Here is a 23,629-nt window from a genome sequence, read left to right as displayed (position 1 = left end):
TTCAAATCCACCAAACCAATATATTTGGAGTAATCATGGCTGAGTTTCATCACGGAATATCAAAACGTGAACCCACTTCAGGCATTATCCCGATGCGAGATGCCGACACCAATGTTATCGGACTCATCGCCTTTTCGGATGATGCAGATGAAAATGTTTTTCCACTTGATACACCGACTTTAGTGACATCAATCAATCGCGCACTAGCAGCTTCAGGAACTCAGGGTAATTTAAGAGCTTGTTTAGAAACCATGTCCGCGATTACCTCTCCAACACTTGTGGTTATCCGTATTGAAAATCCATTCAAAGGTGAGGTTTTTAATCAAAGCCTGGTCATTGGTACAACCTTACCAACTGGCCAACGCACAGGTATCCAAGCTTTACTGACTGCAAAATCAATCTTGGGAATCACACCTAAAATTAATATTGCACCAGGTGTAGAAAGCCCTGAAGTTGTCCAAGCTTTGGCAGCCGTCAATAAGAAAATTCGTGCATTTTCTTATGTCACCCCACGGGATATGTTCGGGGTAATGCTTGAAACCATGCAAGATGTTACAGCCTATCGAGATACCCTTTCAGACCGTGAAATCATGCTGATTTGGCCAGAATTTACCAGTGGCAATGTGCTTCAAGGGAATAATATTCCTCAACCCAGTGGTGGACGTATCGATTACACCATTAATGGAATCGTAAATACCCAATACTTGAAAGGTGCAGAATTCGAACAATTCAAATCTTTAAATATCACCCATGTGATTGTTTATGAGGGTGTTGAATATCTTGGTGATGGAGCATTTTACGATAATAAGATTTCAGGAAAACTCGTTTTCCCTGAGTCATTACAACGGATTAAACAAAATACCTTTGCAAATAATCAAATCAGCGAAATCGTTTTACCTACCAAATTAATCGAACTCGATAGCTTTGCATTTGCAAATAATCAAATCAAAACTGTGACTGCATTAAGCCTGATCCCACCAACCATAGGTAAAACCTTTGCATCATTTTCAAATAACCCATTAGAAACAATATATGTACCTGCTGCTTCAGTAGATGCCTATAAATCGGCTTGGGATATTTATGCAAATTTGATTCAACCATTGAACTGACTAAATGCAAAAATCCTGTTTAAGACTTAAACAGGATTGATCTTATAGAATAATAAAATCTCAAACCGCATGATGACTTCAAATCTGCCAAAACAACATATTTGGAGTAATCATGGCTGAGTTTCATCACGGGATATCCAAAAGAGAACCCACGTCAGGCATCATCCCGATGCGAGATGCTGACACCAATGTCATCGGACTCATCGCCTTTTCGGATGATGCAGATGAAAATGTTTTTCCACTCGATACACCGACTTTAGTGACATCAATCAATCGAGCACTAGCAGCTTCAGGGACTGAAGGAAATTTAAGAGCTTGTTTAGAAACCATGTCCGCGATTACCTCTCCAACATTGGTGGTTATTCGTATTCAAGACCCGTTTAAAGGCGAAGTTTTTAATCAAAGCCTTGTCATTGGTACAACCTTACCAACAGGTCAACGCACCGGTATCCAAGCATTGCTGACTGCAAAATCCATCTTGGGAATCACGCCAAAAATTAACATTGCACCAGACGTAGAAACCCCTGATGTGGTTCAAGCCTTGGCATCCGTCAATAAAAAAATCCGTGCATTTTCTTATGTTACCCCACGGGATATTTTCGGGGTAATGCTTGAAACCATGCAAGACGTTACAGCCTATCGAGACACGCTTTCAGATCGTGAAATCATGTTGATTTGGCCAGAATTTACCAGTGGAAATGTCTTCTTGGGAAGGTCGCAAGGCCAGTGTGATCCATCGTATTTTGCGGTTGAAAATGTGGCAATGGATTTACCAATATCGGCTCAATATACGATTACTTACGATCTACAAATCCCTGATGAAGATATAGATTTCAAAAATAAGGTACTCGTTATGGACAATGAAACCAACGGTACCAGAGCTGAATTTGAAACGATTATTCATCGAATTTTAAATCTTGTAAGCAACCGACAATTACTCACAGGTGGCGGTGGTGGAGTTGCATATTTTCAATCCTTTAATGGTTGGATTATGGGTGGTGATGGTTCTGCCTTTAAAGGCGCTGCGACGCTTACTTTAAAAAAATCTTTGAACGCTGAATATGATTTTTTTGATTTTTTAAGAAGACAAGATTCTGCGACACCATTGGTTAGCCCTCTTGAAATCCACTCTTGTGGTGTTCAAAACTTTTTAGGACTTTAATATGGAACTTTTATACGGACCAGGCATCCTCTCTGCCGTTGTGGCTGCTGCTGCTTTACGTGCTGAAACTGATAAAAAAGTCGGCTGGCATAAATCACTTTCAAATATTCCAGTGACTGGACCAACAGGGATCAGTCGCCCTATTACTTGGGATCTAGAAGATCCTGACACTGACGCTGGCTATCTCAATAGCAAAGAAATCACAACGCTTATTCAACATCAAGGCCTTCGTTTTTGGGGTAACCGCACTTGTTCTGCAGATCCTAACTTTGCATTTGAAGTCTCAACACGAACAGCCCATTTTCTACTTGATACCATTATTAATGGCTGTTTCCCCTTTGTTGATCAACCCTTAACGCCTTTCTTGGCCAAAGACATTATTGATTCAATTGATGCAGAGCTTCAGGAGCATGTGGGCGAAAAACATCTATTGGGTGCATCGGTTTGGTATGACCCGAATGAGAACTCAACAACACAATTACAGCAAGGGCAAATGTGGGTCGATTATGACTACACCCCTATTCCACCACTTGAAAATCTAGGCTTAAACCAACGTATCACAGGTCGATACTTGGTCGACTTTGCTCAGTTGATCAATGGCGCAAACACCACAGAAGGAGTTTAAGCATGTTACCAAGAACGCTTAAAAATTTTAATGTCTTCGTCAATATGCATTCATGGGCAACTGTAGCCGAAAGCTTCAACATCCCAAAAATCACCAAAAAGACTGAAGACTTCCGAGGCGCAGGCATGATCGGTGATGTCGCTTTGGCCATGGGCTATGAAAAGCTTGAAGGTGAAGTGACCTATGCAGGTTTTGACGTCAAACAATACCGACAATTGGGGGTATGTGGGACCAACGATTTACCTGTGCGTTATGTCGGCATTTACGAGAATCAAGATACCTGCAAGATTCAAAATGTTGAAATTTATATGCGTGGCCAGGCATTGGAGCTTGATCCGGGTACCTCAAAAAATGGCGATAAAACTGAAATTAAAATGACTTACAACTACACCTATTACCGTATGGAAGTCGATGGCGTAGTCGAAGTTGAACTTGATTTCATTCGAGGTATTGAACGCTTCGGTGACAGTAATCTCGTTGCTGATATCAAAAAATTACTTGGTCTTTAATAGACCAAGTTTTACCCCCCATTTTTATATTTAAATCAGAGAAAATCATGACTAAAGCAACTGAAAAAACCACTCAAGCACTTAATTCAGAAACCATCACAGATCCGAATGTTAAAACAGCAATTTTAGAAAACCCCATCCTTCGTGGTGAGATTCAAATTACTGAAATTCAAATTCGTAAACCCAACGTCGGTACATTACGCAATTTAAGCCTACAGGATGTGCTCAAGTGGGAAATTAATGCGGTGAATACTGTACTTACCCGTGTTACTCAACCTGCCCTTAATGTGGCTGAATTAAACGCAATGGATGTATCTGACTACACCACTTTAACCGTGGAGCTCACCAGTTTTTTAGTCAGTGCGAAAGCCAAATCCCAAGCAGCGTTGATGACGTCATAGCGAACCTTGCTGTGGTTTTTCATTGGACACCGAAAGATTGTGAACATTGGGAAATAGAAGAATTAATGCAATGGAATGAACGAGCGCGCGCACGTTCTGAAGTCAATCATTGACCAGGTAAAAATATGAGTAGTCTAAGTCTAAGTGCAATTTTAATGATCGTGGATGAAGCTACTCGTCCTCTTAAAATGATTCGTCAGAATTCGGATAACACCGAAAATTCTATTGAAGATCTTACCCGGAGTATTGACCGCTTAAACCGCACTATGGGCGGTTCAGATGCACAACAATATAATCAATCTCTAAAACAAACAGAAAAATATTCCCATGCCGTTCGATCAGCAACAAAAATGTTGGTGACTGAATATGGTCATGTAGATCATGCCTTATCCGCAATCCTCAATAAAACAGATCAATGGAATGCCAAACTTGCTGAAAGTAGAGCAGCAATGCGAGAAGAATTTAAAAGCATGGCCATAGGCGGTATCGCTGCAGGCGCAGGTCTTTATAAGTTTTTTCAACCTGCCCTTGAGTTTGAAAAACAAATGAGTGGTGTTCAGGCTGTTTTAGATTTAGAAAAACATAGCAAAACAATGAAAATGCTTGAGGATGATGCGCGTAAATGGGGTGCAGCGTCATCATTTAGTCCAAAGGAAGCTGCAGAGGCACAATTCAATTTAGGTTCAGGCGGTTTTAATCCTAAGCAGATCCATGAGGCTTTAGGCGGTACATTACAATTGGCTGAAGCAGGCAAAGTCGAACTTGCTGAGGCAGCGCAAATTGCCATAGGTACACTAAATGGATTCGGTTTAGCAGCCAAAGATATCAACCGAGTTAATGATATATTTTTACAGTCCACCAATGCGACTGCAACCAGTGTTCAAGGTTTAGGGGAAACCATGAAGTATGTTGCACCTGTTGCCAAGCAATATGGTGCAAGTATTGAAGAAACTACCGCAATGGCTGGCCTATTGGGAAATAATAATATCCTTGATACCCAAGCCGGTACTTCGCTTCGTGGCATCATGTTGCGTTTAGCATCACCACCAAAAGCAGCCAAAGCAGCGCTTGAATCCTTAAATGTCACAACAGTAGATACAAAAGGCAATCTGCGTGATATGTCTGATATTTTGGATGATATTCGAAAATCTACTGCAGGCATGGGTTCACAAAAACGCTTAGAACTCATTTCAGATATTTCAGGTGTCGAAGCTGCTTCAGCAATGGCTGTATTGGTTGATCAAACAGCAATACTTGATGAAAACACAGGCAAAACTGTAAATAAGATTAAGCAACTCACCAGTGAGCTCGAAAACTCTGAAGGCGCAGCTGCACGAGCTGCTGCGATTTTAAAAGACAATCTTTCAGGCGATATCGAAAATATGGGTGGTGCTTGGCAAGATTTTAGTATTTCCATACAAAAAGTGCTTGGCAACGACTTACGTACTTTTATCCAACAAGTCACAGAAATCATTGATCGAGTCAAAAATTGGGTAGATGCAAACCCTGAGCTTGTTCGTACCCTTGCTAAAATTGCTATGCAATTGATCATGTTTAAAGTGGCGATGTTAAGTATTAGATACACCACCAACTTATTTTTTGGGGCCATTGTTGGCGTGATTGCAGGCATTACCAAGCTTGCTATTTTAATGTTTGTATTGCGGACCGTTGCAGGCAAGCTAGGTATCGGCCTACCGAGCCGTTTCACACTCATAGCAAAAACCATTCAACTTGTAAGTCGTGCTTTTACTTTTTTGGCCAGTCGTGCGATTCCCTTATTGCTTGTAGGTTTACGGGCAATGAGCATTGCCCTACTTACTAATCCTTTGACTTGGATTATTGCAGCAATCGCCCTGGTCGCTTTTGTCATCTATAAATATTGGGGGCCGATCAAAGCATTCTTTAAAGGATTTTGGGATGGTCTAAAAATTGGCCTTACGCCTGCCATAGATGCAATTCGTAGCGCATTTACTAATATCAAAACCATACTTGCACCCTTACAGCCACTTTGGGATGCGCTGATAGGCGCGTGGACCGCATTTAAAGGCATATTGGGTGAAATACTGACACCGATGCAAGCCTCCAATCAAGAGCTTCAAAATGCGACCAATTACGGCAAAATATTGGGTGAATTTATTGGTCTACTTGCAGGCATATTTATCCAATCCTTTGTGACTATTGGCAGATGGTTGGGCGAGACTGCAGCCAAAATCGTGATATTTGTTGGCGCTGCTATGGCAGCATGGGAAAACTTTAAAAGCGGTGTAGTGGCCGTCGGAGCGAGTATTGTTGATCATTTGCTTTCACCGATTCGATTAGTGATTGGTGCTGTCAATACGCTCATTACTGGACTGAACAAAATCCCCTTTGTGAATATTCCAAAAATTCCTCAAATTCCACAATTTAGTAATACTGCAGCAACTGGAACCACGATCCCCACTAAAACGATTCAAACGCAGCCGATCGTACCTTTACGCTTGCCTCAAGCGAAAACATCAATCAATCATTTTGCACCTGCACAGATTCATATCTCAGGGGTTTCTGATACTCAGGCTGTTGGTGCAGTAGTCAATAGAGAATTAAATAAATGGCAACAATCTGTCGCTTCAGCTCAAAACCGCAGTTATAGCGATCAGGACTAGGAATACACCATGTTAATGAGCCTTGGACAGTTTTTATTTAAAATCGATACCTTGAGTTTTACCGAAATTCAGCGACAACGTGCGTGGAAATATGCTGAAAATGAAGTGGCTGCAGGCAGAGCCAAAAAGCAATACACCGGTGTTGGTTCAGATACCGTAACTTTACCTGGTCTAATTTATGAAGAATACGGGTTCGGGCGTCGCTATGCGATTGATGAACTTGCAAGCATGGCCAGTACTGGCCAAGGCTTTGTGCTTATGGATGGCAGCGGTTATTTATACGGTGTCTATGTGATCGACAATATTGATGAAACCAAGACTTATCTTTTAGACAATGGCGTCCCCAGAAAAGTTGATTTCACCTTAAAACTTTCTCGCACCGATGATGAGCGCATCGAGGAGCAAACCGCACCTGATAGCAGAGATGAGGTGATCACATGATAAAAACACCAACATGCCTGATTACTGCAGACAATAAGCCCTTAAATGATTTAATTCTAAGTCGAATCATTAGCGTAACTGTAACCGACAATCGAGCCAATGAAGCAGATGAACTCAGCATTGTTCTTGATGATAGTGATGGAGCTTTGGAATTACCAAAACGAGGAGTAAGACTGAATTGTAAAATGGGGTTCATTGGTGAAGAACTTCACGATAAAGGTGATTTCATTGTCGATGAGTCCGAATGGTCAGGTCCTGCAGATGCCATCACCGTAAAAGCCTCGAGCGCTAATTTCAAGAGCAGTATTAAAGTTGCCAAGTCAAAATCATATCACCGCAAATCTTTTGGTGAGGTTGCAACTGAAATTGCGAGAAACCATCAATTAGAACTGATCATGACTGCCGATTTAAAAGCCATAAGTTTTAATCATATCGATCAAACCAATGAATCGGATCTCAATCTTTTGGCACGTATAGCAAAGACCAATGGCGCAGAAATGGCAGTCAAAAAAGATCGTTTACTTATTTTTAAAGCTGGCTCAGCTAAATCCGCTTCAGGTCAAGATTTGTCATCAATTACGGTGACTAGGAGTGATGGCGATCAATTCCGTTATAACGAGCAAGATCGGGAATCCGATTACACCAGTGTTTCTGCAGGCTACCAAGATTTAAGCAAAGCTAAACGTCAGCGAGTGACCTCAGGTAATCCAGGAAAACGTGGTGGTGGCAATGATCCGTCAACCAAGACCAAAGTCATAAAAGGGACATTTGCGAGTAAAGAGGATGCTCAACGTGCTGCAGATGCAAAAATGGATGAGATTAAACGCCAAATGGCCAAGTTCAGTCTTAGTCTCGCTTATGGAATACCTGAAATCAGTACAGAGTCACCTGTCAAACTAGATGGTTTTAAAAATGAGATTGATCGATTGAAATGGATCGTTGAAAAAGCCACTCATAGTTTTTCTAAGAATGGCGGATTTACTACTCAGTTGGATCTAGAGTCTAATAAATAATTTAAATTTAATATAAATTTTTAAAACTACAATTGTATTGCGATAAAAAATTATATAAAGCTATTTTCCAATGATTTTTATTGTAGCCTTGACTACATAGAATTCTTGCTTTCATACTAAAAAGATTTCTCAAATCTTCGTCACTTTTATCAGAATACATACCATATTGAAGATTTGGTATAATCTCTGTCTGAAAAAAATCATCAGCAGCAAAAGAGAAAGTTGTTTGAAGTCCAGTTTTATCAAATGTCAAATTAATCCTATCAAACAATAACCCATTTGATTTACTTATTTGATTGTTAACATAAAAAATTGTATGTATCATTTTCTTCGAATATTTATATACTTCTAAGCTCAAAAAGTTATGCATAGAAGAATTATTCAAATAAACAAAATTAAAATTCTTAAAGCCATTTATTACATCTGGATTAACTTTAAATATATGAGTAGTTTTTATCTTTACTTTTAGCCAATCCAAATCCATCACATTATCAAAATAAGGATGAATAAGAACGCTATTCGGTTGCAAATTATCAGGTTTATATGTCCATTTCGTTTCATTACAAAAATCACAAGATGGAACTAAATTTATAGGATTTACAGCAAGAGCCTTAAAAATACTCTCTGGTAAAAAATGGTCTAGAGCTTGTACCATAGAATGATTGCAATAAGTACATCTTCTTATTTTCTGATAAGTTTCATAATTTTTAATACTATTATAAAATTTATATGCCTCTGCATATTTTGAGTTATTTTTAACACTTAAATAATTTTTATATAATTTTTTCAACCATTCATTGTTCGGATTAACTTGATCATCAAAAATTGTTGGAACTGTAAATTCATTTAATCTTCCTGAAGATGCTAACTCCTCATAGCGATGACTATAACTTTCTACTTCACCCTGAAGTGAACTTAAATATAATTTAATGGCAGGATTAGATATAAAGTCCACACAAATAGGGTAAGTCTCTTTGATAGTAAAATTTGGTTTACGTATGAAAAACATTATTGAGCCTCATCTAATTGTCGGTAAATCTCAGATAAAATTAGAGATTGCCCCTCATCACCTACTTCATTATTAAACTCATCCATTACTAATTCAAAATATTCTGTAGCTGTCTTTAGCCTTTTAAATATTCTCTGCTTATCATAGGTAATTATTTCTTTTACTTTATCCGAGATCATTTTATAGAAACCAGACTTTCTTAACTCAAGATTAAATATATCACGTGTTAATGTACTGACACTTTCACCAAATGTTTCTCTATCAGGCCTAGCTATATTATAAAAATCCCCATCTCTTTGTATAATCCAAACACACTTTCTTGGTACTTCTTGTAATATAATTGGAGAATGTGTTGCAATTATTGCTACTGCATTTCTATCAATTAACAACCATGATAATGCACGCATATAGGCTGAAATTAATGGAGGGTGTAAAAATGTTTCTGGTTCATCATATAAGATTAAACTTTTTTCAATAGTTAGTTGAACCAATCTAGTTAGACTTAATAGAATAATCTTATGCCCAGAGCTTAAATCTCTAAATTCTTTTCTTACTTTATGATTTCTACCAAGGAATTTTTCTTCAATATCATTATCACTAATACTCAAAATAATTTTTTTTAATTCTGTATTTTTAAAATAACTGTCTATAGAAAGTATTTCTGCCATTTCGATCCAACGTCTTTTTAATGATAATGATTCAGCACACTCCATTATACTCAAACAAAAATCTTCTTCGATTTCTGAACCTGTCTTGTAGTTTTCAACTTTAAAGTTAGTTGGATCCTCTCTTAATCCTATATAGGAATAGTTCCTACTATTAATAAACTCTTTATTAATGTTTTTAAACAACCTATCAAAAGGACTATATGACACAACTATTAGCTTCAATAACTTAGAAATACTTCCCTGATTATTTTCATTACAGAAATATTCTGAAATTACTGTATTTAAAAAGTGGGTTTTTCCTACACCATTACTACCAATAAGAATATGTGTATTTGTTGGAGGAAAACATTCAGGTTCAACATTGAAATCTACATTACACTCATCATTAAAGTTAAAATTAAATTTATAAGATGTAAGTACCTCGCCACCTTGTGCGATTCTTCTTATTCGATTAATAAAATCCTCTTCATCAAAATTTCTCATTAATGATGTACTAAAAACTGATAAACTTTGATTTTTTACTTTCTCATATAATGCTGAATTATAAGCTAGATCATTCAAAGAACTTAATAATTCTATTCGTTTATCATCATCCAAAATTTTTAATTCTTTATAATATGATTCACTAGCCCCAATCGAAAAAAAACCATTTTCAAGATTGGTAAAACTTTTATCCATATATTGAATATAGTTTAACTCATTAATATCATCTGTTTTTTTTATTTTAACATCATTATCAAATGCTATTTTTAAAAATGTACTAAATTTTAGTTCATTGTTTTCATCATAATAATCAAAATAAAACTGAGTTCTATATGAAAAATCATTCCAGTTATCTTTCCTTAAATGGACAAATGGCCCTTTAACTAAAGGTGGTTTAATCTCTTTTGTTTCAGTTACATAAAATTTTATACTCATTCTATACCCCACACCCCCATCAACTCATCCTTCATCTTACAGTTGCTATACCAACTATCATTAAACTTAATTAACCATCCACGCCCTGCCATACCTTCCAAACTCATAGCTTCAACTTCAGGGAATTTTTTAAATACAGAACTGGCAAAGATTTTCTTCTTTCGCATTCCTTGTGTGTTTAGCCAAACCTTGGCTGTATCTTTAGGTGGATGTGTAGCTAAGGTTTCACAGTCATAACAAGACCATGTAAAATTTCCAAGCCAAATATGTTCACTTCCTTGGGCTAGATATGAATCAGAAAATGTAGAAAGCCCAAAGCTCCCCATATATGCTTTTAAAATTATGGCATCACTGTTATCGACCATTTTCTGCTGACAAAATGGACATTTTTTTATTGGTAATTTTTTAAAGTTATTTATGACTCCATCAAAATTCAGCTTTGCTAACTCATAGTCATCATTGCCAAAATCTTTTTTAAGATGGATATAATTTAGAGCATCAGAAAATACTTCTGAACCTTTTAATTTTCGTTTTTCTAACATTTTCATTTCTTTGAGTCGGTCTTGTCCAAATTCATTTACCCATTCCACTAATCGTGAATTAAATTTCTTTGTCATAAGTTATTAAGTAATTACTACTTTTATATTAAATTTTCTATATTCTCTCACAGATTCACAAAGTTAAGTATATCATTCAACTAAAATCCAATATTGCATATATTTTAAAATATCTAATTAATTTATCTTAAAAATAACACTATGAATTAGCTCATATTGAAACAATGATATGGTTCATTATGACCCAATGGAAAGTGTCAAAAAGAAACTTTCTTCTATATAAAAATAGAATTAAGTATTAGAGATATAAAAGAATGAAATTTTCACCCCTTAGTTGACTTCATAAAAAATCATCGTTATATTTCAAACATCACAGCGAAACTGTGAACGGGCGTGAGAACCTGTTTTATAATCCAAAAGCGCAAAATCAAAGTCGCTTATGCGGCATTTTTTTTGCCTACTGATTAGTCAGTCGTTATGACAGGCTATGCAGGGCAGCCTTGTGCTGGCCGTATGCTTTTGGAACGGTATTCTCACCCCTGTGTAGTCTGTCACCATTACCGTGAGAAGTAATGCTGATAGGTTTTAAAACTTATCCAAAAGCGACTTAACTATGAATACTCCAAACAAAAGTGTGCATTCAGCACCTGCATCTCAAAACCTTCACACCCTCTGCATTCAACGCTTACATGCGTCTGACTTTGCCCAACCTCAAAAGCTCAGTATTCAAATTTTAAATTTTCTTCGTTCTAAAAAACGAGGTTAAATCATGCCTAAAATATATATACAAACCGAATTAGGCACTGAAAAATGTTGCCCGATGTGCCATGAATACTTCCCTTTTGATGAAGAGTTTTACTTTAAAAATGGCTTAAAAGATGGGATTCAGAAATGGGCTGCACGTTGCAAAGTCTGTTATATAGAATCTTATCGTACGGGGTATGACATATGAAAAACATACTCTTGCAAAACAACGAATATCCAATTATTGCTTCACCTATGCTTTGTAAAGAACTGGGCTTACCTGCTGCAACGTTTTTACAAAAGCTGTATTACTTACTCAACGAAACTCGAAAATACAAACGTAAAAAGAATCTAACCCAACACAATAACCGTAAGTGGTGGTTTCACACCTATGAAGATTGGACCGATACATTAGGCTTTTTTAGTATTTCCACTATCAAACGTGCTGTAGCAAAGCTTAAACAAATGGGCTTAATTGAAATTAATAAACTAGATCCAAACAAGTCTATGCGTGTCAATTACTACACGATTAACTATAAAAAACTGAAAGAGTTGTTTGGCATTTCAATTGCTCAAACAAAACCAGTCGCTGAACCAAAAGCAGTGACCGAAACGATTGTAGGTACAAACACGCCCACTCAACCAGAAGCAACACCTGAACAGTTAGCAATAATCCCAAGTCAACACCGAGCCTTATATCAACAGCTTCGCCAGTACAAACTGGATATTGCTTATAATGATCCACGCCTACACTTTTGGGATAAAAAGACCAGATCTATACTTGCTTATACCGCTTCCGCATGTAACAGATTAAATATCAATAAATGGCAATGGCATACGCCTGAACAAGTCCTGCCTGAAAACTTAATAAGGATATAAAAATGACAATTTCTAAAATTATTCTTAGAGTTAAAAATCCGCAGACCAATAAACGTCAGTTTTTTGTTTCTTCAAAAAAACTATATAATTTCATCAATCCAAATGTGTCTTATAAAACTTTTATTGAAACCAACATTATCTGGTCAAAACTCAGAGAAAATATTGATTTTCACTATAATCAACAGTTTGATAGCTATAATTTAAGTATTAGTTCTGTGCAAGCGATCTTAATACTTGAAAACACGGAACAAAGTTGGAAGTATTTCTATGAATTATCCGATCTCATTGCAAATGGCTTTTCAGCCATAAATGACAAGGGGTAAAAATTATGGACATTCAAACTAGATTGTCTTTACTAGATAAACATTTAGCTTTATTAATTGAAAGTACTGAAAACTGTGAGTCGCTTACTGGAGAGTCTGTCTCAAGCACTCTATTTATTATTCAAGAGCAAGTCAGGCAAGTTATACGCAAACTAGAAATTAATGAATAAAAAAAGCCCTCTTAAGAGGGCTTTTTCTTACGATTAAAAAGAGATCTAAAAAAATTTCTTATAAAATTATTCTCAAAATTTTTATATACCAATTTTTCACCAAAATGAACCTTAGCTGAATAATCAATAAAGAAAAATGCAGAAGAAATAAATAAAATTATCCAAAAAATAAGAATAATCCAAAATCCTTCAATAGAATATTTTTCAGTAATATTTGCATATAAAAGCCCTTGAGGATCAATAAAATTCCAAAAGAATATAGGAGCAAATCCAATAATAAAAAGAAAAAGATATATCAAAAATGCAGAATATTTTTTAAACTTTCTAAACCAGGTAGTTCTAAAACCATAGCTAAATTTAAACTTTTGGTCTATTTCAGAAAACTCTACCATTCCAACACTACGTCTATATCTAAAAATTGAAGCAGTTTGATTTGTTTGAGCCAACAAGTGTTTAGCACAATTCTTAGTAATAAAAGGGATTCCGATCAATAACTGATACTTTCTCATTTCTGCTAATTCTAGCATATTGGCATAGTTTTCATCTTCTAGAGCAGTATGTTTCAAGGCTAACAAAGCAGATTCATAATCTTCCTTTAATTGCTTCCTTTTATTAGCATTTAATTCTAAAAAAAACTTTGTTATTTGGACAAAAGCAACAAAAATAGCAAAAATTGCACTTATCGTTAGAATTGTAATTCTCATATTAATCCTTAACAAAGAAACTAGGAATAACAGGTAAACCACACCACTCTGCAACGCTATTATATTTTCGGCCTAAATTTTTTATTAACTCAACCGCCTGACCACCTTTTTCTATTAAATCATTAACTTCAGATCCTACCTCATTTGCTTCATTCAATATTTTAGCAAGTTGCTTCATACCACCAGAATTTTTCACTTCTTCTTCATCATCTAAATTCTGAGCAGCATCTAATGCAATTAAAGCCCTTTCTAAGCGTTTTTTTAATGCTTCATTCTCAGTAATATCTATCAATTTATCTAAATCATCATATGAATGATTGAGCTCTATTTTATGATTCATCGCTATAGTTTGAGTATTACTTAATTGATTAACGATGGTTAATGGTGGCTGAGTTATAGGGGCTAGTGCTTTATCAACAATAGCTTCTAAGCTAAGAATTTGACCTCTTTGTAATGAGATGATTTCTTTTTGAGACTCGATCTGGAACTTAAATAAATGAAGCTGATTTTTTAACTCTAATGCTTTTATTGGGGATAGATAAAACTCTTCAGCACTCTTTTGACCTTTGAGTACAAGTTCATATTCATGTAATGCTTTTTCTAAAGTTTCTATGTTCCCATCTTCAGTTTCTATAATCATGCGAACAGTTAAATCATGTTGTTCAATTTTAACAGTTGCATTCTGATCAGGATATTTATCACGTAATACGGTACCAAAATAGCTAAGAATTCCAATACCAGCTTGATAATATTCAGGCTCAAAAGTTATACATCTATCAATTTTTATATCTTGATCATTTTTCTTTTGAGTTTCATGTTCAACTTCTAATACTTTGATCGCAAATTCGCTAAATCCGACCCCTAAAATTAAAAAGGGATACTCAAACGTAAGTGGTGAAATTCTTTCTAATTTTCTTTTAACGAATTTTAAGTATTTTCTTGTTCCAATTGATGGATTGGTTACATCATTTTTATCTAAGTTATCTAAGTTATCTAAGAATTCCTTTTCTGAAAAATCTAAAACTAAAAGAATAGGTATAGAGATATCTCCAATCCTATTGGCTGTTTGGATATCGCTGTATATCCATGACATTAAAATAGATGATGAACTTGCAGTAGCAATTTTGATATAACATGAGTCTTTTTTTAGACCTAAACTCGGATTAACTACTGGTCCTATAGTTATGTTGGAATAACCGTTATCATCCCAATTTAGAACGTCCAATTCGTGGATCAAAGAGTCTTTAATCGATGCAAAAACTCTAAAATTTGAATTATCTTCTTTATATTTTTTGTAGAGCTGATGTGAGACATTTTCAAAAATTTGCTGTAATTCGTCTAATAAATATGGATGCTTATTTTGAAAAGTTTCCCAAGCCCCTAAATAACTAACAACTTCATTAATATACATATAAAACTCTTATAAACTTAATAATTTTAAATTGCTCAATTTATAGCATTTTTCTTTTTTTTATAAAAGCTTAGAGTAAATGAGATTTTACTCATTTACTCATTCATTCACTTTTTAGAAAAACTCTCAGCATAATTCCTTATCAAAGTCATCAAAGTATCTCTCTGACTCAGTTCTACGGAATCCCACAGTTTAAGCAGTTTCTTGGCGTCATCTGAAAGTAAATTTGGCTGAGTCCTCTCACCAGTAATTAGGTAATAAACATCCACACCTGCTTTATGGAGTGCTTCTAAATCATCCTGCCCCATAACACGCTCACCTTTCTCATAGCGCATTACAGCCATATTCTTTTTACCAAATAAAGCAGCGAAATCTTTTTGAGACAAATTTAGGCGTGATCGTTCCTGACGAAGTCGGTCGCCTCTTTGATCGTTATTCTCATTTACCATTTGGGATAAATCCATATATTAATTATCCCAATTGGGATAATATTGCTTTACTTATTTACCATTTTAACAAAGTTCTATATCTACCACAGTTTAATAACTGTGGCTTCAAAAGGAAACAGACATGGCGACTCAAGAATCTCAAAAAGAAGTACAAATTAGCTTTCGCACAACACCTGAAAATCGTCGTTTAGCTCGTATTGAAGCTGCGAAACTCAACATGTCACTCAATGAATGGATTAAAAGTCTCGTCGAAGCTGAACTAGATACTTTCTCTCAAGAAACAAAATCATCATAAGTCACTGCTTTTGAGCCATTCACAGAATTGCAGGAGCTTATTTACATTTCTTTGCAATTTCTTATAGCAGAAGAAAAATTAGGTTCTTGGTGTCGGGAGCAACAATTACTTAATTAAATTCAGAGGTAATGATGAGTAAATCAATTGGTTTTTATTGCCCTCACTGTGGCATGCGTATGCATGTATCTAGTCGAAAAAGACCTTCGCCACTCTTACATGAGTTGATTGTTTCGTGTCGCAATGATCAATGCCTTGCAAGTTTTGCAGCGAGTTTAGAAATGGTGCGACCGATTCAGAACAGTATCAATCCTAATCCTGAAGTTCAAACAGGATTACCACAGCATAAACGCCAGTGGGAGCAAGAACTTGAACATCACATCGAAAGTTTAGAACTCCAAACCTCAATTGATGAACACCAAAAAAATTATGTAGAAGGTTTTATTTCTGCGCTCTTCCATTCGTCAACAATTGATTTGACCAGGGCAACGACTTACCGCAATCGACTTCTACAAATGAAACTTATATAGGCATTAATGATGGATCTTCAGCGTCGTATCGACGACAGACTTAACCAACTATTTAACTTTAAAAGAGTCGGTGAATGGTATCGTCAAGGTCTTTGTCCAAGTTGTAATGAGAAAGAACTTTACACACATGCAGAAACACCACGCATGGTGAAATGTGGACGCATTAATAAGTGTGGTTATGAGGAATACGTCAAAGATATCTGCGAAGAATTTTTCAAAGATTGGTCAGAATATCACCCTAAAACCCCTGAGAATCCAAATGCCGCTGCAGATGCATATTTGAGGGATGGTCGAGGTTTTGACCTTAAAAATTTAAAAGGCAGATATACACAGGAACTATATCAAGCGCCTAAAAATAGAAATTTAGTCAGTGCAACTGTTCGCTTCAAATTAGCTGACGGAATCTATTGGGAACGGATCATTGATCGTCCTGATCGTTTTGGTCGTCAGAAAGCCAATTTTATCGGTAAATGGACTGGCTTGGCATGGACAATACATGAAATAGATGAACTCTGTAATGCAGGCAGTATATGGATCACTGAGGGTATCTTTAACAGTGTTGCTCTATCACAATCAGGCATAATTAGCCTGAGCAATATGAACAGCGGTAATTATCCAACACAATTATTAGATACGATCAGTAAACGCTGTCATGAACTCAAAAAAGATAAGCCTCGTTTAGTTTGGGCTTTGGACAATGACAACGCAGGCAAGAAGTTTTTAGCTAAACACCATAAACATGCAACCGATCAAGGTTGGATCTCAACTGTTGCCCTTCCACCAACACCGATTAATGGAAAATCTCTAGATTGGAATGATCTATTTCAACGAGATCAACTCACAGAAAAAGACCAGGAGAAATACCTCCATTTTGGCAAGCTTCAAATTGTTGAAACGCCTGAAGAAGCAGGTTTATTGATCTATAACTTTTATGGTAGCAACCTAAGCAAATTCTTTTTCAATCATAAGTTCCGTACCTACTGGTGGGAATTAGATTATGAAAAATATAACAAAGCTGTCCAATATGTTGAGGAAACACAACAAGAACAAATGCTTTCAGAAGATGAAAAGCGTATTCAGGCATTAAAAACATGTTCTTCAGCGAAAGAAATCTGTAATGCACAGCTTGAACCGTTGTATTTCCAACGAAACGAAATCACCGATGAATCTTGGTATTACTTCCACCTTCAAAGCCCATGGGGAGAAACCAAGACCACTTTTACAGCTGAACACATGGCATCACGAAGTAAATTTAAGCCTCGTGTAATGTCCGTGCTTTCAGGTGCGATGTGGACTGGCAGTGATCAACAACTAGAAACCTTTATTAAACGTAAAACTGAAAAATTACGTGAAGTTAAAACTATCGATTTCATTGGCTATAGCAAAGATTATCAAGCCTATATCTTTGATAAATATGCTGTGCATAACGGGCAAGTTATCCCCAAAAATGAACATGATTTCTACAAAACAGGAAAAAAAGAATTAAAAAGCTTGGCAAATTCACCAGTGATTACCCTGAATCCTAAAAAGGAATTTTCTGCAAGTTGGTGGAAAGATTTTTATACATTGAATGGCGCAAATGGCTTAATTGTTCTTGCTTGGTGGACAGGAACATATTTTGCTGAACAGATCCGTGCTCTTAATTCCTCATATCCTTTTTTTGAATTTGTTGGTCAAGCAGGTGCAGGTAAATCAACATTGCTTGAGTTGCTTTGGAAATTTAGTGGTCGAGAAGCCTATGAAGGATTTTATCCGAATAAATCTACCAGTGTGGCAATTTATCGTAATTTTGCTCAAGCCTCTAACATGCCGATCGTTCTTATTGAGGGCGACCGAAATGATCAAAATGGCGGTGTCCAAAAAGCTAAATTTAGTTGGGACGAATTGAAAGATGCTTTTAACGGTCGAGCAATTCGTTCAAAAGGCTTAAAAACCGCAGGTAATGAAACGTATGAGCCACCATTCCGTGGTGCAATCATGATCAGTCAAAACACGCCCATACAAGCCTCAGAAGCGATTTTATCACGTACCTTGCATATTACGGTGACAACAAAAGGCCATAACCTTGACAAGAAAAGAATTGCCGATCGTCTTTCTCGTATTTCATTGGAAGATGCTTGTACTTACATGACGCATTGCTTAAAAAATGAAGCAAAAATTCTGCAAACATATTCAGAAAATATCCAAGCTTTAGAAGAAGAATTTCATCAAAAAGGCATTACTCATACACGTATTGCCCTTTGTCATGCACAAGTATCAGCAATGATTGATGCACTTGAACAACATGTTTTAAAGGAAGTCATCGACTTAGAAGAAATATGCGATGCTAAACGTATTTTAGAGGCAATGGCACGGGAACGTGTGGAGCAATTAAGTAGCGACCACCCTATGGTTCAACAATTTTGGGATGCTTACGAATATATGAATGTCAGCAGAAATGCAGCATTCAGCTTAAATCATCATGATCAAGACGCTCAAAGCATCGCTATTAATCTCAATGAAGTCTACAAAGTCGCTGCCCGTAACTATCAATCGTTACCAGATATCAATGAAATGCGAACGCTGCTTCGCTCAAGCCGACGTTATAAATTCATTGAAATGAATAAACCGGTTAAGTCTAAAAACTTCCCTGCAGATGAAGTTAAAAATGCGACATCAGAAATGCGTGAGCGTGTCGTCAAATGCTGGCTTTTTACTAATCCATTCTACAACCAACAAACATCTTTTAAATAATTTTTAAAGTGTGAATAAAGAAGCTTGCACTTCTTTTTAAGGAGAAATAACTTATGAAAAATAACCCTTTTAAAATTGCTCGTGGCGGTTGGTGGCCATGTGAAGAAAAAGTACTTATTTCAATGCTTGAAGATAAATATCCAGTACATTTTATTGCTGAAGTGCTAGGGCGAGATCGTTTAGGTGTTCATGCAAAAATTGCATTGATGGAACGCCAAGAAGCTAGAAAATTGGAGGATGCAGCATGAACGATAACGCATTCGATCAATATCTTTTAAAAATGACAAAAGTATTGGATTCAAAATTGATTCTACCTGTTGAACACCAACTCTGGGACGAAAAAGATATCGCAAAATATCTAAAATATACAGTGGATTATACGAGAAAAAACATTATCCCATGCCCTAACTTCCCACCTAGTCGACAGTTACCGACATCAAAAGATAGTGACCGTACATCACCACGTTGGAAAGCAACAGATGTAATAAAATATGCTATGGCGTTTGATAAATCAAATTTGAAATACAATGGGAATTGAGAAAAACAAAACATATAAAAGCCACAAAAGTGGCTTTTATTTTGTATATGATTTTTAAGCGATTAATCTTGATAGGCCAGGACTGATATTTAGTTCTTCTAAAATTTCATCGTTAGTGGGATTGTAGTAAATCAAAGCCTGCTTGGGATCTTTCCATCCAAAAATCTTACATAAAGTTAAAGCATTTTTAATACGTCTAGCCATTAAACTTGCAGCTTCATGTCTTGAATCATGAAATGTTAAATCAGAATTTTCTAAACCTGCAGCCTTTCGAGCCTTTCTAAACAATGTATCCCTAGATCCATCAGAAATAGTAAAAACTTTTGGAGAATTTTTACGGTCAATTTTTATGGCCACCGTCCAAAGCTGAAGCGCAAAATCATCAAGTGGGACATTACGACTCGATCCATTCTTTGTATCAGGCAAACGTATAAAACGTTTTTCTATAAAAACATCTGACAATGGTCGATTAACAATTTCACCTGATCTCATACCAGTGGCCATTGCAATTAACCATATTAAACCTACTTCTTGCATCTTCGAATTTGGAACTGTGCCTGGTGTATATTTTAAAGCTGTAAGTATGCTTTGCAATTCATCTATTTCAATACGACGTTCACGATGTTCAGGTTTTTTGGGCTTTCTCAAATTTTCTACTGGATTAAAGTCAATCCAACCTTTATCTCGCCTACACCAGTTAAAAAAAGCAGATAGTGTAGAATAGTCACGAAGTACACTCCCAGCGCTTAAAGGTCGAATTGTCCGATTCATCACCAAGCTTTCCCATTGCTTGAGATATTCAGAACGATAATTTACCAATGGCCAATCTACAAAAGGTAGATTATTTTGATAATATTTTAGCCGTTGGATCTCTTTTTTCGCAGTTTTCTTATACCTAGACACTTCATTCATATATCTAGTCAATGCTTCTTCTACTGTAAGAACTATTTTATTATTTAAAGCTTGTTTGGTAGAAAAATTTAAGAAGAATTCACGCTCTTGAATCTCCGCCCATCGCTTGGCATCATTCTTAAATTTAAATGTTTTACTTTTTCTTTGATTGAAGGCAATAAGATCTGCTCTCCACTTACCATTTTCAAGTTGATAAATTGACAGACTCATAAAGTTTACAACCTCAATGACTTATACAAATAAACACACGTTAAAAAATGTGTAAAAAACGTGTAAATGAATAGCTAAGAATACCTCAAAATACCTTAAAAAAACCCAACCCCCAGAAACGAAAAAACCCCGAAGCCTTTGTGTATCAAGGCTTCGGGGTTTATCTAATCTGTTTAACCTAAACTAATGGTCCCGAGGGTCGGACTCGAACCGACACGTCATCGCTGACAGTGGATTTTGAGTCCACCGCGTCTACCAATTTCACCACCTCGGGAGAGGTTGTGTGCGTATAATAGCGCGTTTCATTTTCTTGTCAACGACAAGTTTTCACATTTGTTTAATTTTAAGGCAGTTCTGGTTTTTTTGGATTATAAAACATCAATTTCAGCCATTAATTTGAAAAACGACTATACTAGCGGCAGTTTTTAAATCCCAAATGTCAGTTTTTCTTCCTCATGATGCAACTCTCCGATTTTAATTTCGAACTTCCCGACGAACTCATTGCGCGCTACCCACTTGAAACACGTAGCGCTTCTCGCCTTTTACATCTCAATGCCGATGGTTCATACCAAGATCTTCACTTCACCGATGTTTTTGATTTATTCAATGAAGGTGATTTATTGGTACTCAATGATACCAAAGTGATGAAAGCACGTTTAAAAGGTAAACGCGCCTCTGGTGGTGCTATTGAGGTTTTGGTTGAGCGTATTTTTGATCAGACCATTGCACATTGTCATATCAAAGCCAGCAATTCACCTAAAGCAGGTGCTGAATTATTTATTGGCAAAGATGAAGTCAAAGTGACAGTAACAGGTCGTCATGAAAACTTATTTGTGGTTGAGTTTTCTCAGCCTATTTTGCAAGTTTTAGATTTATATGGACAATTGCCTATTCCGCCTTACTTTAACCGTGAAGCAGAAGCCATTGACACAGAACGCTATCAAACTGTGTTTAACGATCCAACCAAATTGGCCAGCGTAGCAGCACCAACAGCAAGTCTGCATTTCGACCAAGCCCTATTAGAAAAATTAGAGCAAAAAGGCGTAAATAAAGCTTTTGTAACCTTGCATGTGGGTGCTGGAACATTCTTACCCGTACGTACAGATCAAATCGAAAATCACATCATGCACAGTGAATGGTGTGATGTGCCTGAAGCAACCGCAAAATTGATTCAAGAAACCAAAGCTCGTGGCAACAAAGTAATTGCCATTGGAACGACAGCAACACGTGCCTTAGAAAGTGCAGCACAAGCATCTGGTGGAAAAATTGCCGCGTGGACAGGTGATACACAAATCTTTATTTATCCAGGGTATCAATTCTGTGTGGTTGATCGCTTGATCACCAACTTTCATTTACCAGAATCTACCTTGTTAATGTTGGTATCTGCATTATCCAACCGTGACAATATTATGAATGCATATCAACATGCTGTTGCAAGCAAATATCGTTTCTTTAGTTATGGCGATGCAATGTTGATTGAAAACGCAAATGGGTAGATCCAACGAAGCGCAATCTATTTAAAAATTATTGCTTAGTCAGCATACCAATATGCAAAGTGTGGTTTAAACACCACACTTTGCATTCAAAATCATTTTTTCGTTACAATCAGGCATCTAAGCACCTGCCACAATAATGAATAAAGATGAATGATTTACTCACAAAAATTCAAAATGCCTTTAGTCAACAACACGCCAACAATGGCAAGACTCAGCACAATATCCATGTGATCAATCAGTTACTCTCGTCAAATCAGGATTTTGAACAGATCATTGCAAGCTTAAAGAATTGGCAAGATGATCCGAGTCTGTCTATTCAAAATTATACTTTTTGGCTTTTTATTGCGATTGCGATTGGCTTATTTGTACTGGCTATTTTTACCCACCCGATACTCTTACTGGTTGCGGGTGCGAGTGTGGCTTTTGCTTTCTATAAGCGCACTTCGACAAAAGCCCTCAATCAATTGGTTGAAGATGCTCATCAAAAGAACCTAGAAGCGAAATATCAAATCCGCTTCTATCCCAACGCCTTCGATGAAAATATTGAGTCTCCCTATAATTTCCCATTATTTGGTTTAGGGGATCATGAAAATACCATTGGTCATTGCATTTATGGCGCTTGGCAGGTCAACGGCATCAACTATCCATATATGCTGTTTAATTATCATTATGTGGATGAAGTCGAAACGCGTGATTCAGAAGGCAAAAAAAAGACTGAATATCGTCATTATGATTTATGGGGGATCATCTTAGAAAACTTCCCTGCTCAAGGTATCAGTATTTCATCTAAACAAAATCGAGCCTGCCGTCTTGGCGTAAAATGGTCGAGTGGGGATATTCGTTTCGATAATCAGTATCAATTAAGCGGTACAAATGAAATGCAACTTGCCAAATTTTTTACACCAAATCATGTATTAATGCTTGAACAAGCCATGGCATATTTTAAAGGTGATTTTTATGTTCAAGCCCATCGCCCTTCTTTGTGCTGGCTGTTTAAAACGGATGTTACCAAACCACAGATGCAAGTCGATAAAATTCAAACTGTCTATGATTTGGCTGCACAACTTGAAAGCATGAACATGCCAGATTATGAACAGCTTAAAGATTCACTGATCACGATTCTACAAGAAGTCCAGCCTCATTATGGGACAAATAAAGTTAAAAAATAAACAATTTACTTTGTC

The 23,629-nt window shown here is 36.5% G+C and carries 28 protein-coding genes and 1 tRNA gene; 21 read left to right on the top strand and 8 right to left on the bottom strand.

The window, feature by feature from the left end; all coding sequences use genetic code 11:
* Positions 1-35: 35 nt before the first annotated feature.
* From AS4_RS03265 to AS4_RS03225, 9 genes are all read left to right on the top strand, one after another.
* Complete coding sequence (locus tag AS4_RS03265; protein ID WP_096733085.1) at positions 36-1,109, top strand: leucine-rich repeat protein; 1,074 nt, start codon at positions 36-38, stop codon at positions 1,107-1,109.
* A gap of 112 nt (positions 1,110-1,221) precedes the next feature.
* Positions 1,222-2,271: a phage tail sheath protein gene (locus tag AS4_RS03260; protein ID WP_096733083.1), complete on the top strand. Its 1,050-nt coding sequence runs from the start codon at positions 1,222-1,224 to the stop codon at positions 2,269-2,271.
* Position 2,272: 1 nt separating this feature from the next.
* Positions 2,273-2,896: a phage tail sheath subtilisin-like domain-containing protein gene (locus AS4_RS03255; RefSeq protein WP_096733081.1), complete on the top strand. Its 624-nt coding sequence runs from the start codon at positions 2,273-2,275 to the stop codon at positions 2,894-2,896.
* A 2-nt stretch (positions 2,897-2,898) separates the two neighbouring features.
* Positions 2,899-3,405, top strand: a complete 507-nt coding sequence (locus tag AS4_RS03250; RefSeq protein WP_096733079.1) for a phage major tail tube protein — start codon at positions 2,899-2,901, stop codon at positions 3,403-3,405.
* Positions 3,406-3,452: 47 nt separating this feature from the next.
* Positions 3,453-3,806, top strand: a complete 354-nt coding sequence (locus AS4_RS03245) for a phage tail assembly protein (protein ID WP_096733077.1) — start codon at positions 3,453-3,455, stop codon at positions 3,804-3,806.
* An 11-nt stretch (positions 3,807-3,817) separates the two neighbouring features.
* A complete protein-coding gene (locus AS4_RS03240; protein ID WP_227548118.1) occupies positions 3,818-3,919 on the top strand; it encodes a GpE family phage tail protein in 102 nt (33 codons plus the stop codon).
* Between the two features lie 12 nt (positions 3,920-3,931).
* Positions 3,932-6,448, top strand: a complete 2,517-nt coding sequence (locus AS4_RS03235; protein ID WP_096733074.1) for a phage tail tape measure protein — start codon at positions 3,932-3,934, stop codon at positions 6,446-6,448.
* Positions 6,449-6,457: 9 nt separating this feature from the next.
* Positions 6,458-6,889, top strand: a complete 432-nt coding sequence (locus AS4_RS03230; protein ID WP_096733072.1) for a phage tail protein — start codon at positions 6,458-6,460, stop codon at positions 6,887-6,889.
* Positions 6,886-7,902 carry a contractile injection system protein, VgrG/Pvc8 family gene (locus AS4_RS03225; RefSeq protein WP_096733070.1) on the top strand — a complete coding sequence of 339 codons (1,017 nt, stop codon included), beginning with the start codon at positions 6,886-6,888 and terminating at the stop codon, positions 7,900-7,902. The genes AS4_RS03230 and AS4_RS03225 overlap by 4 nt, the downstream gene beginning before the upstream one ends.
* A gap of 7 nt (positions 7,903-7,909) precedes the next feature.
* Here AS4_RS03225 and AS4_RS03220 read toward each other — a convergent pair whose 3' ends face one another.
* Genes AS4_RS03220 through AS4_RS03210 form a run of 3 tightly spaced genes read right to left on the bottom strand, consistent with a single transcriptional unit; the run spans position 7,910 to position 11,114 of the window.
* The gene (locus AS4_RS03220; RefSeq protein ID WP_096733068.1) at positions 7,910-8,911 is read right to left on the bottom strand and encodes a hypothetical protein; all 1,002 of its coding nucleotides are present in this window, start codon (positions 8,909-8,911) and stop codon (positions 7,910-7,912) included.
* Complete coding sequence (locus AS4_RS03215; protein WP_096733066.1) at positions 8,911-10,497, bottom strand: AAA family ATPase; 1,587 nt, start codon at positions 10,495-10,497, stop codon at positions 8,911-8,913. The genes AS4_RS03220 and AS4_RS03215 overlap by 1 nt, the downstream gene beginning before the upstream one ends.
* Positions 10,494-11,114 carry a hypothetical protein gene (locus AS4_RS03210; protein WP_096733064.1) on the bottom strand — a complete coding sequence of 207 codons (621 nt, stop codon included), beginning with the start codon at positions 11,112-11,114 and terminating at the stop codon, positions 10,494-10,496. The genes AS4_RS03215 and AS4_RS03210 overlap by 4 nt, the downstream gene beginning before the upstream one ends.
* A 553-nt stretch (positions 11,115-11,667) precedes the next feature.
* Here AS4_RS03210 and AS4_RS21700 point away from each other — a divergent pair.
* Genes AS4_RS21700 through AS4_RS21695 form a run of 5 tightly spaced genes read left to right on the top strand, consistent with a single transcriptional unit; the run spans position 11,668 to position 13,170 of the window.
* Positions 11,668-11,820 (top strand): hypothetical protein, encoded by a 153-nt coding sequence (locus AS4_RS21700; protein WP_167468926.1) that lies wholly within the window; start codon positions 11,668-11,670, stop codon positions 11,818-11,820.
* Positions 11,821-11,823: 3 nt separating this feature from the next.
* Entirely contained in the window at positions 11,824-12,006 is a 183-nt protein-coding gene (locus AS4_RS03205) for a hypothetical protein (protein WP_096733062.1), read from the top strand.
* On the top strand, positions 12,003-12,677 hold the full coding sequence (locus AS4_RS03200) for a hypothetical protein (RefSeq protein WP_096733060.1): 675 nt from the start codon (positions 12,003-12,005) through the stop codon (positions 12,675-12,677). Before AS4_RS03205 ends, AS4_RS03200 begins: the two co-directional genes overlap by 4 nt.
* Before the next feature lie 2 nt (positions 12,678-12,679).
* A complete protein-coding gene (locus AS4_RS03195) occupies positions 12,680-13,000 on the top strand; it encodes a hypothetical protein (RefSeq protein ID WP_096733058.1) in 321 nt (106 codons plus the stop codon).
* Positions 13,001-13,005: 5 nt separating this feature from the next.
* On the top strand, positions 13,006-13,170 hold the full coding sequence (locus tag AS4_RS21695) for a hypothetical protein (protein WP_167468925.1): 165 nt from the start codon (positions 13,006-13,008) through the stop codon (positions 13,168-13,170).
* Positions 13,171-13,181: 11 nt separating this feature from the next.
* Here the strand turns inward: AS4_RS21695 and AS4_RS03190 are convergent, their stop codons facing one another.
* The 3 genes from AS4_RS03190 to AS4_RS03180 all read right to left on the bottom strand — a co-directional run bounded on the left by AS4_RS03190 (position 13,182) and on the right by AS4_RS03180 (position 15,749).
* On the bottom strand, positions 13,182-13,874 hold the full coding sequence (locus AS4_RS03190; protein ID WP_096733056.1) for a hypothetical protein: 693 nt from the start codon (positions 13,872-13,874) through the stop codon (positions 13,182-13,184).
* Position 13,875: 1 nt separating this feature from the next.
* Positions 13,876-15,285, bottom strand: coding sequence for a hypothetical protein (locus AS4_RS03185; protein ID WP_096733054.1), 1,410 nt, complete (start codon positions 15,283-15,285; stop codon positions 13,876-13,878).
* A gap of 107 nt (positions 15,286-15,392) precedes the next feature.
* The gene (locus AS4_RS03180; protein WP_096733052.1) at positions 15,393-15,749 is read right to left on the bottom strand and encodes a helix-turn-helix domain-containing protein; all 357 of its coding nucleotides are present in this window, start codon (positions 15,747-15,749) and stop codon (positions 15,393-15,395) included.
* A 106-nt stretch (positions 15,750-15,855) separates the two neighbouring features.
* Between AS4_RS03180 and AS4_RS03175 the strand changes: the two genes are divergently transcribed.
* The 5 genes from AS4_RS03175 to AS4_RS03155 all read left to right on the top strand — a co-directional run bounded on the left by AS4_RS03175 (position 15,856) and on the right by AS4_RS03155 (position 19,827).
* Entirely contained in the window at positions 15,856-16,029 is a 174-nt protein-coding gene (locus tag AS4_RS03175; protein ID WP_126606904.1) for a toxin-antitoxin system HicB family antitoxin, read from the top strand.
* 131 nt (positions 16,030-16,160) lie between these two features.
* On the top strand, positions 16,161-16,556 hold the full coding sequence (locus AS4_RS03170; protein ID WP_096733050.1) for an ogr/Delta-like zinc finger family protein: 396 nt from the start codon (positions 16,161-16,163) through the stop codon (positions 16,554-16,556).
* A 6-nt stretch (positions 16,557-16,562) separates the two neighbouring features.
* A complete protein-coding gene (locus tag AS4_RS03165; RefSeq protein WP_096733048.1) occupies positions 16,563-19,289 on the top strand; it encodes a toprim domain-containing protein in 2,727 nt (908 codons plus the stop codon).
* A gap of 53 nt (positions 19,290-19,342) precedes the next feature.
* Positions 19,343-19,537: a hypothetical protein gene (locus AS4_RS03160; RefSeq protein ID WP_096733046.1), complete on the top strand. Its 195-nt coding sequence runs from the start codon at positions 19,343-19,345 to the stop codon at positions 19,535-19,537.
* Entirely contained in the window at positions 19,534-19,827 is a 294-nt protein-coding gene (locus AS4_RS03155; protein WP_096733044.1) for a hypothetical protein, read from the top strand. The genes AS4_RS03160 and AS4_RS03155 overlap by 4 nt, the downstream gene beginning before the upstream one ends.
* Positions 19,828-19,881: 54 nt before the next feature.
* On the opposite strand, the gene AS4_RS03150 is transcribed toward AS4_RS03155, so the two are convergent.
* Positions 19,882-20,949, bottom strand: a complete 1,068-nt coding sequence (locus AS4_RS03150) for a tyrosine-type recombinase/integrase (protein ID WP_096733042.1) — start codon at positions 20,947-20,949, stop codon at positions 19,882-19,884.
* Positions 20,950-21,136: 187 nt separating this feature from the next.
* Positions 21,137-21,223, bottom strand: a tRNA-Leu gene (locus tag AS4_RS03145).
* A gap of 184 nt (positions 21,224-21,407) precedes the next feature.
* Between AS4_RS03145 and queA the strand changes: the two genes are divergently transcribed.
* Together queA and AS4_RS03135 are read left to right on the top strand one after the other, a co-directional pair.
* The gene (gene queA, locus AS4_RS03140; protein ID WP_096735471.1) at positions 21,408-22,445 is read left to right on the top strand and encodes a tRNA preQ1(34) S-adenosylmethionine ribosyltransferase-isomerase QueA; all 1,038 of its coding nucleotides are present in this window, start codon (positions 21,408-21,410) and stop codon (positions 22,443-22,445) included.
* Between the two features lie 146 nt (positions 22,446-22,591).
* The gene (locus AS4_RS03135; RefSeq protein ID WP_096733040.1) at positions 22,592-23,614 is read left to right on the top strand and encodes a hypothetical protein; all 1,023 of its coding nucleotides are present in this window, start codon (positions 22,592-22,594) and stop codon (positions 23,612-23,614) included.
* Positions 23,615-23,629 lie beyond the last annotated feature (15 nt).

The organism is Acinetobacter guillouiae (genome assembly GCF_002370525.2).
GTDB classification, from domain to species: domain Bacteria; phylum Pseudomonadota; class Gammaproteobacteria; order Pseudomonadales; family Moraxellaceae; genus Acinetobacter; species Acinetobacter guillouiae.
The sequence above is the reverse complement of the archived record's forward strand: the minus strand, read 5'-3'. Positions and strand labels throughout refer to the sequence as shown.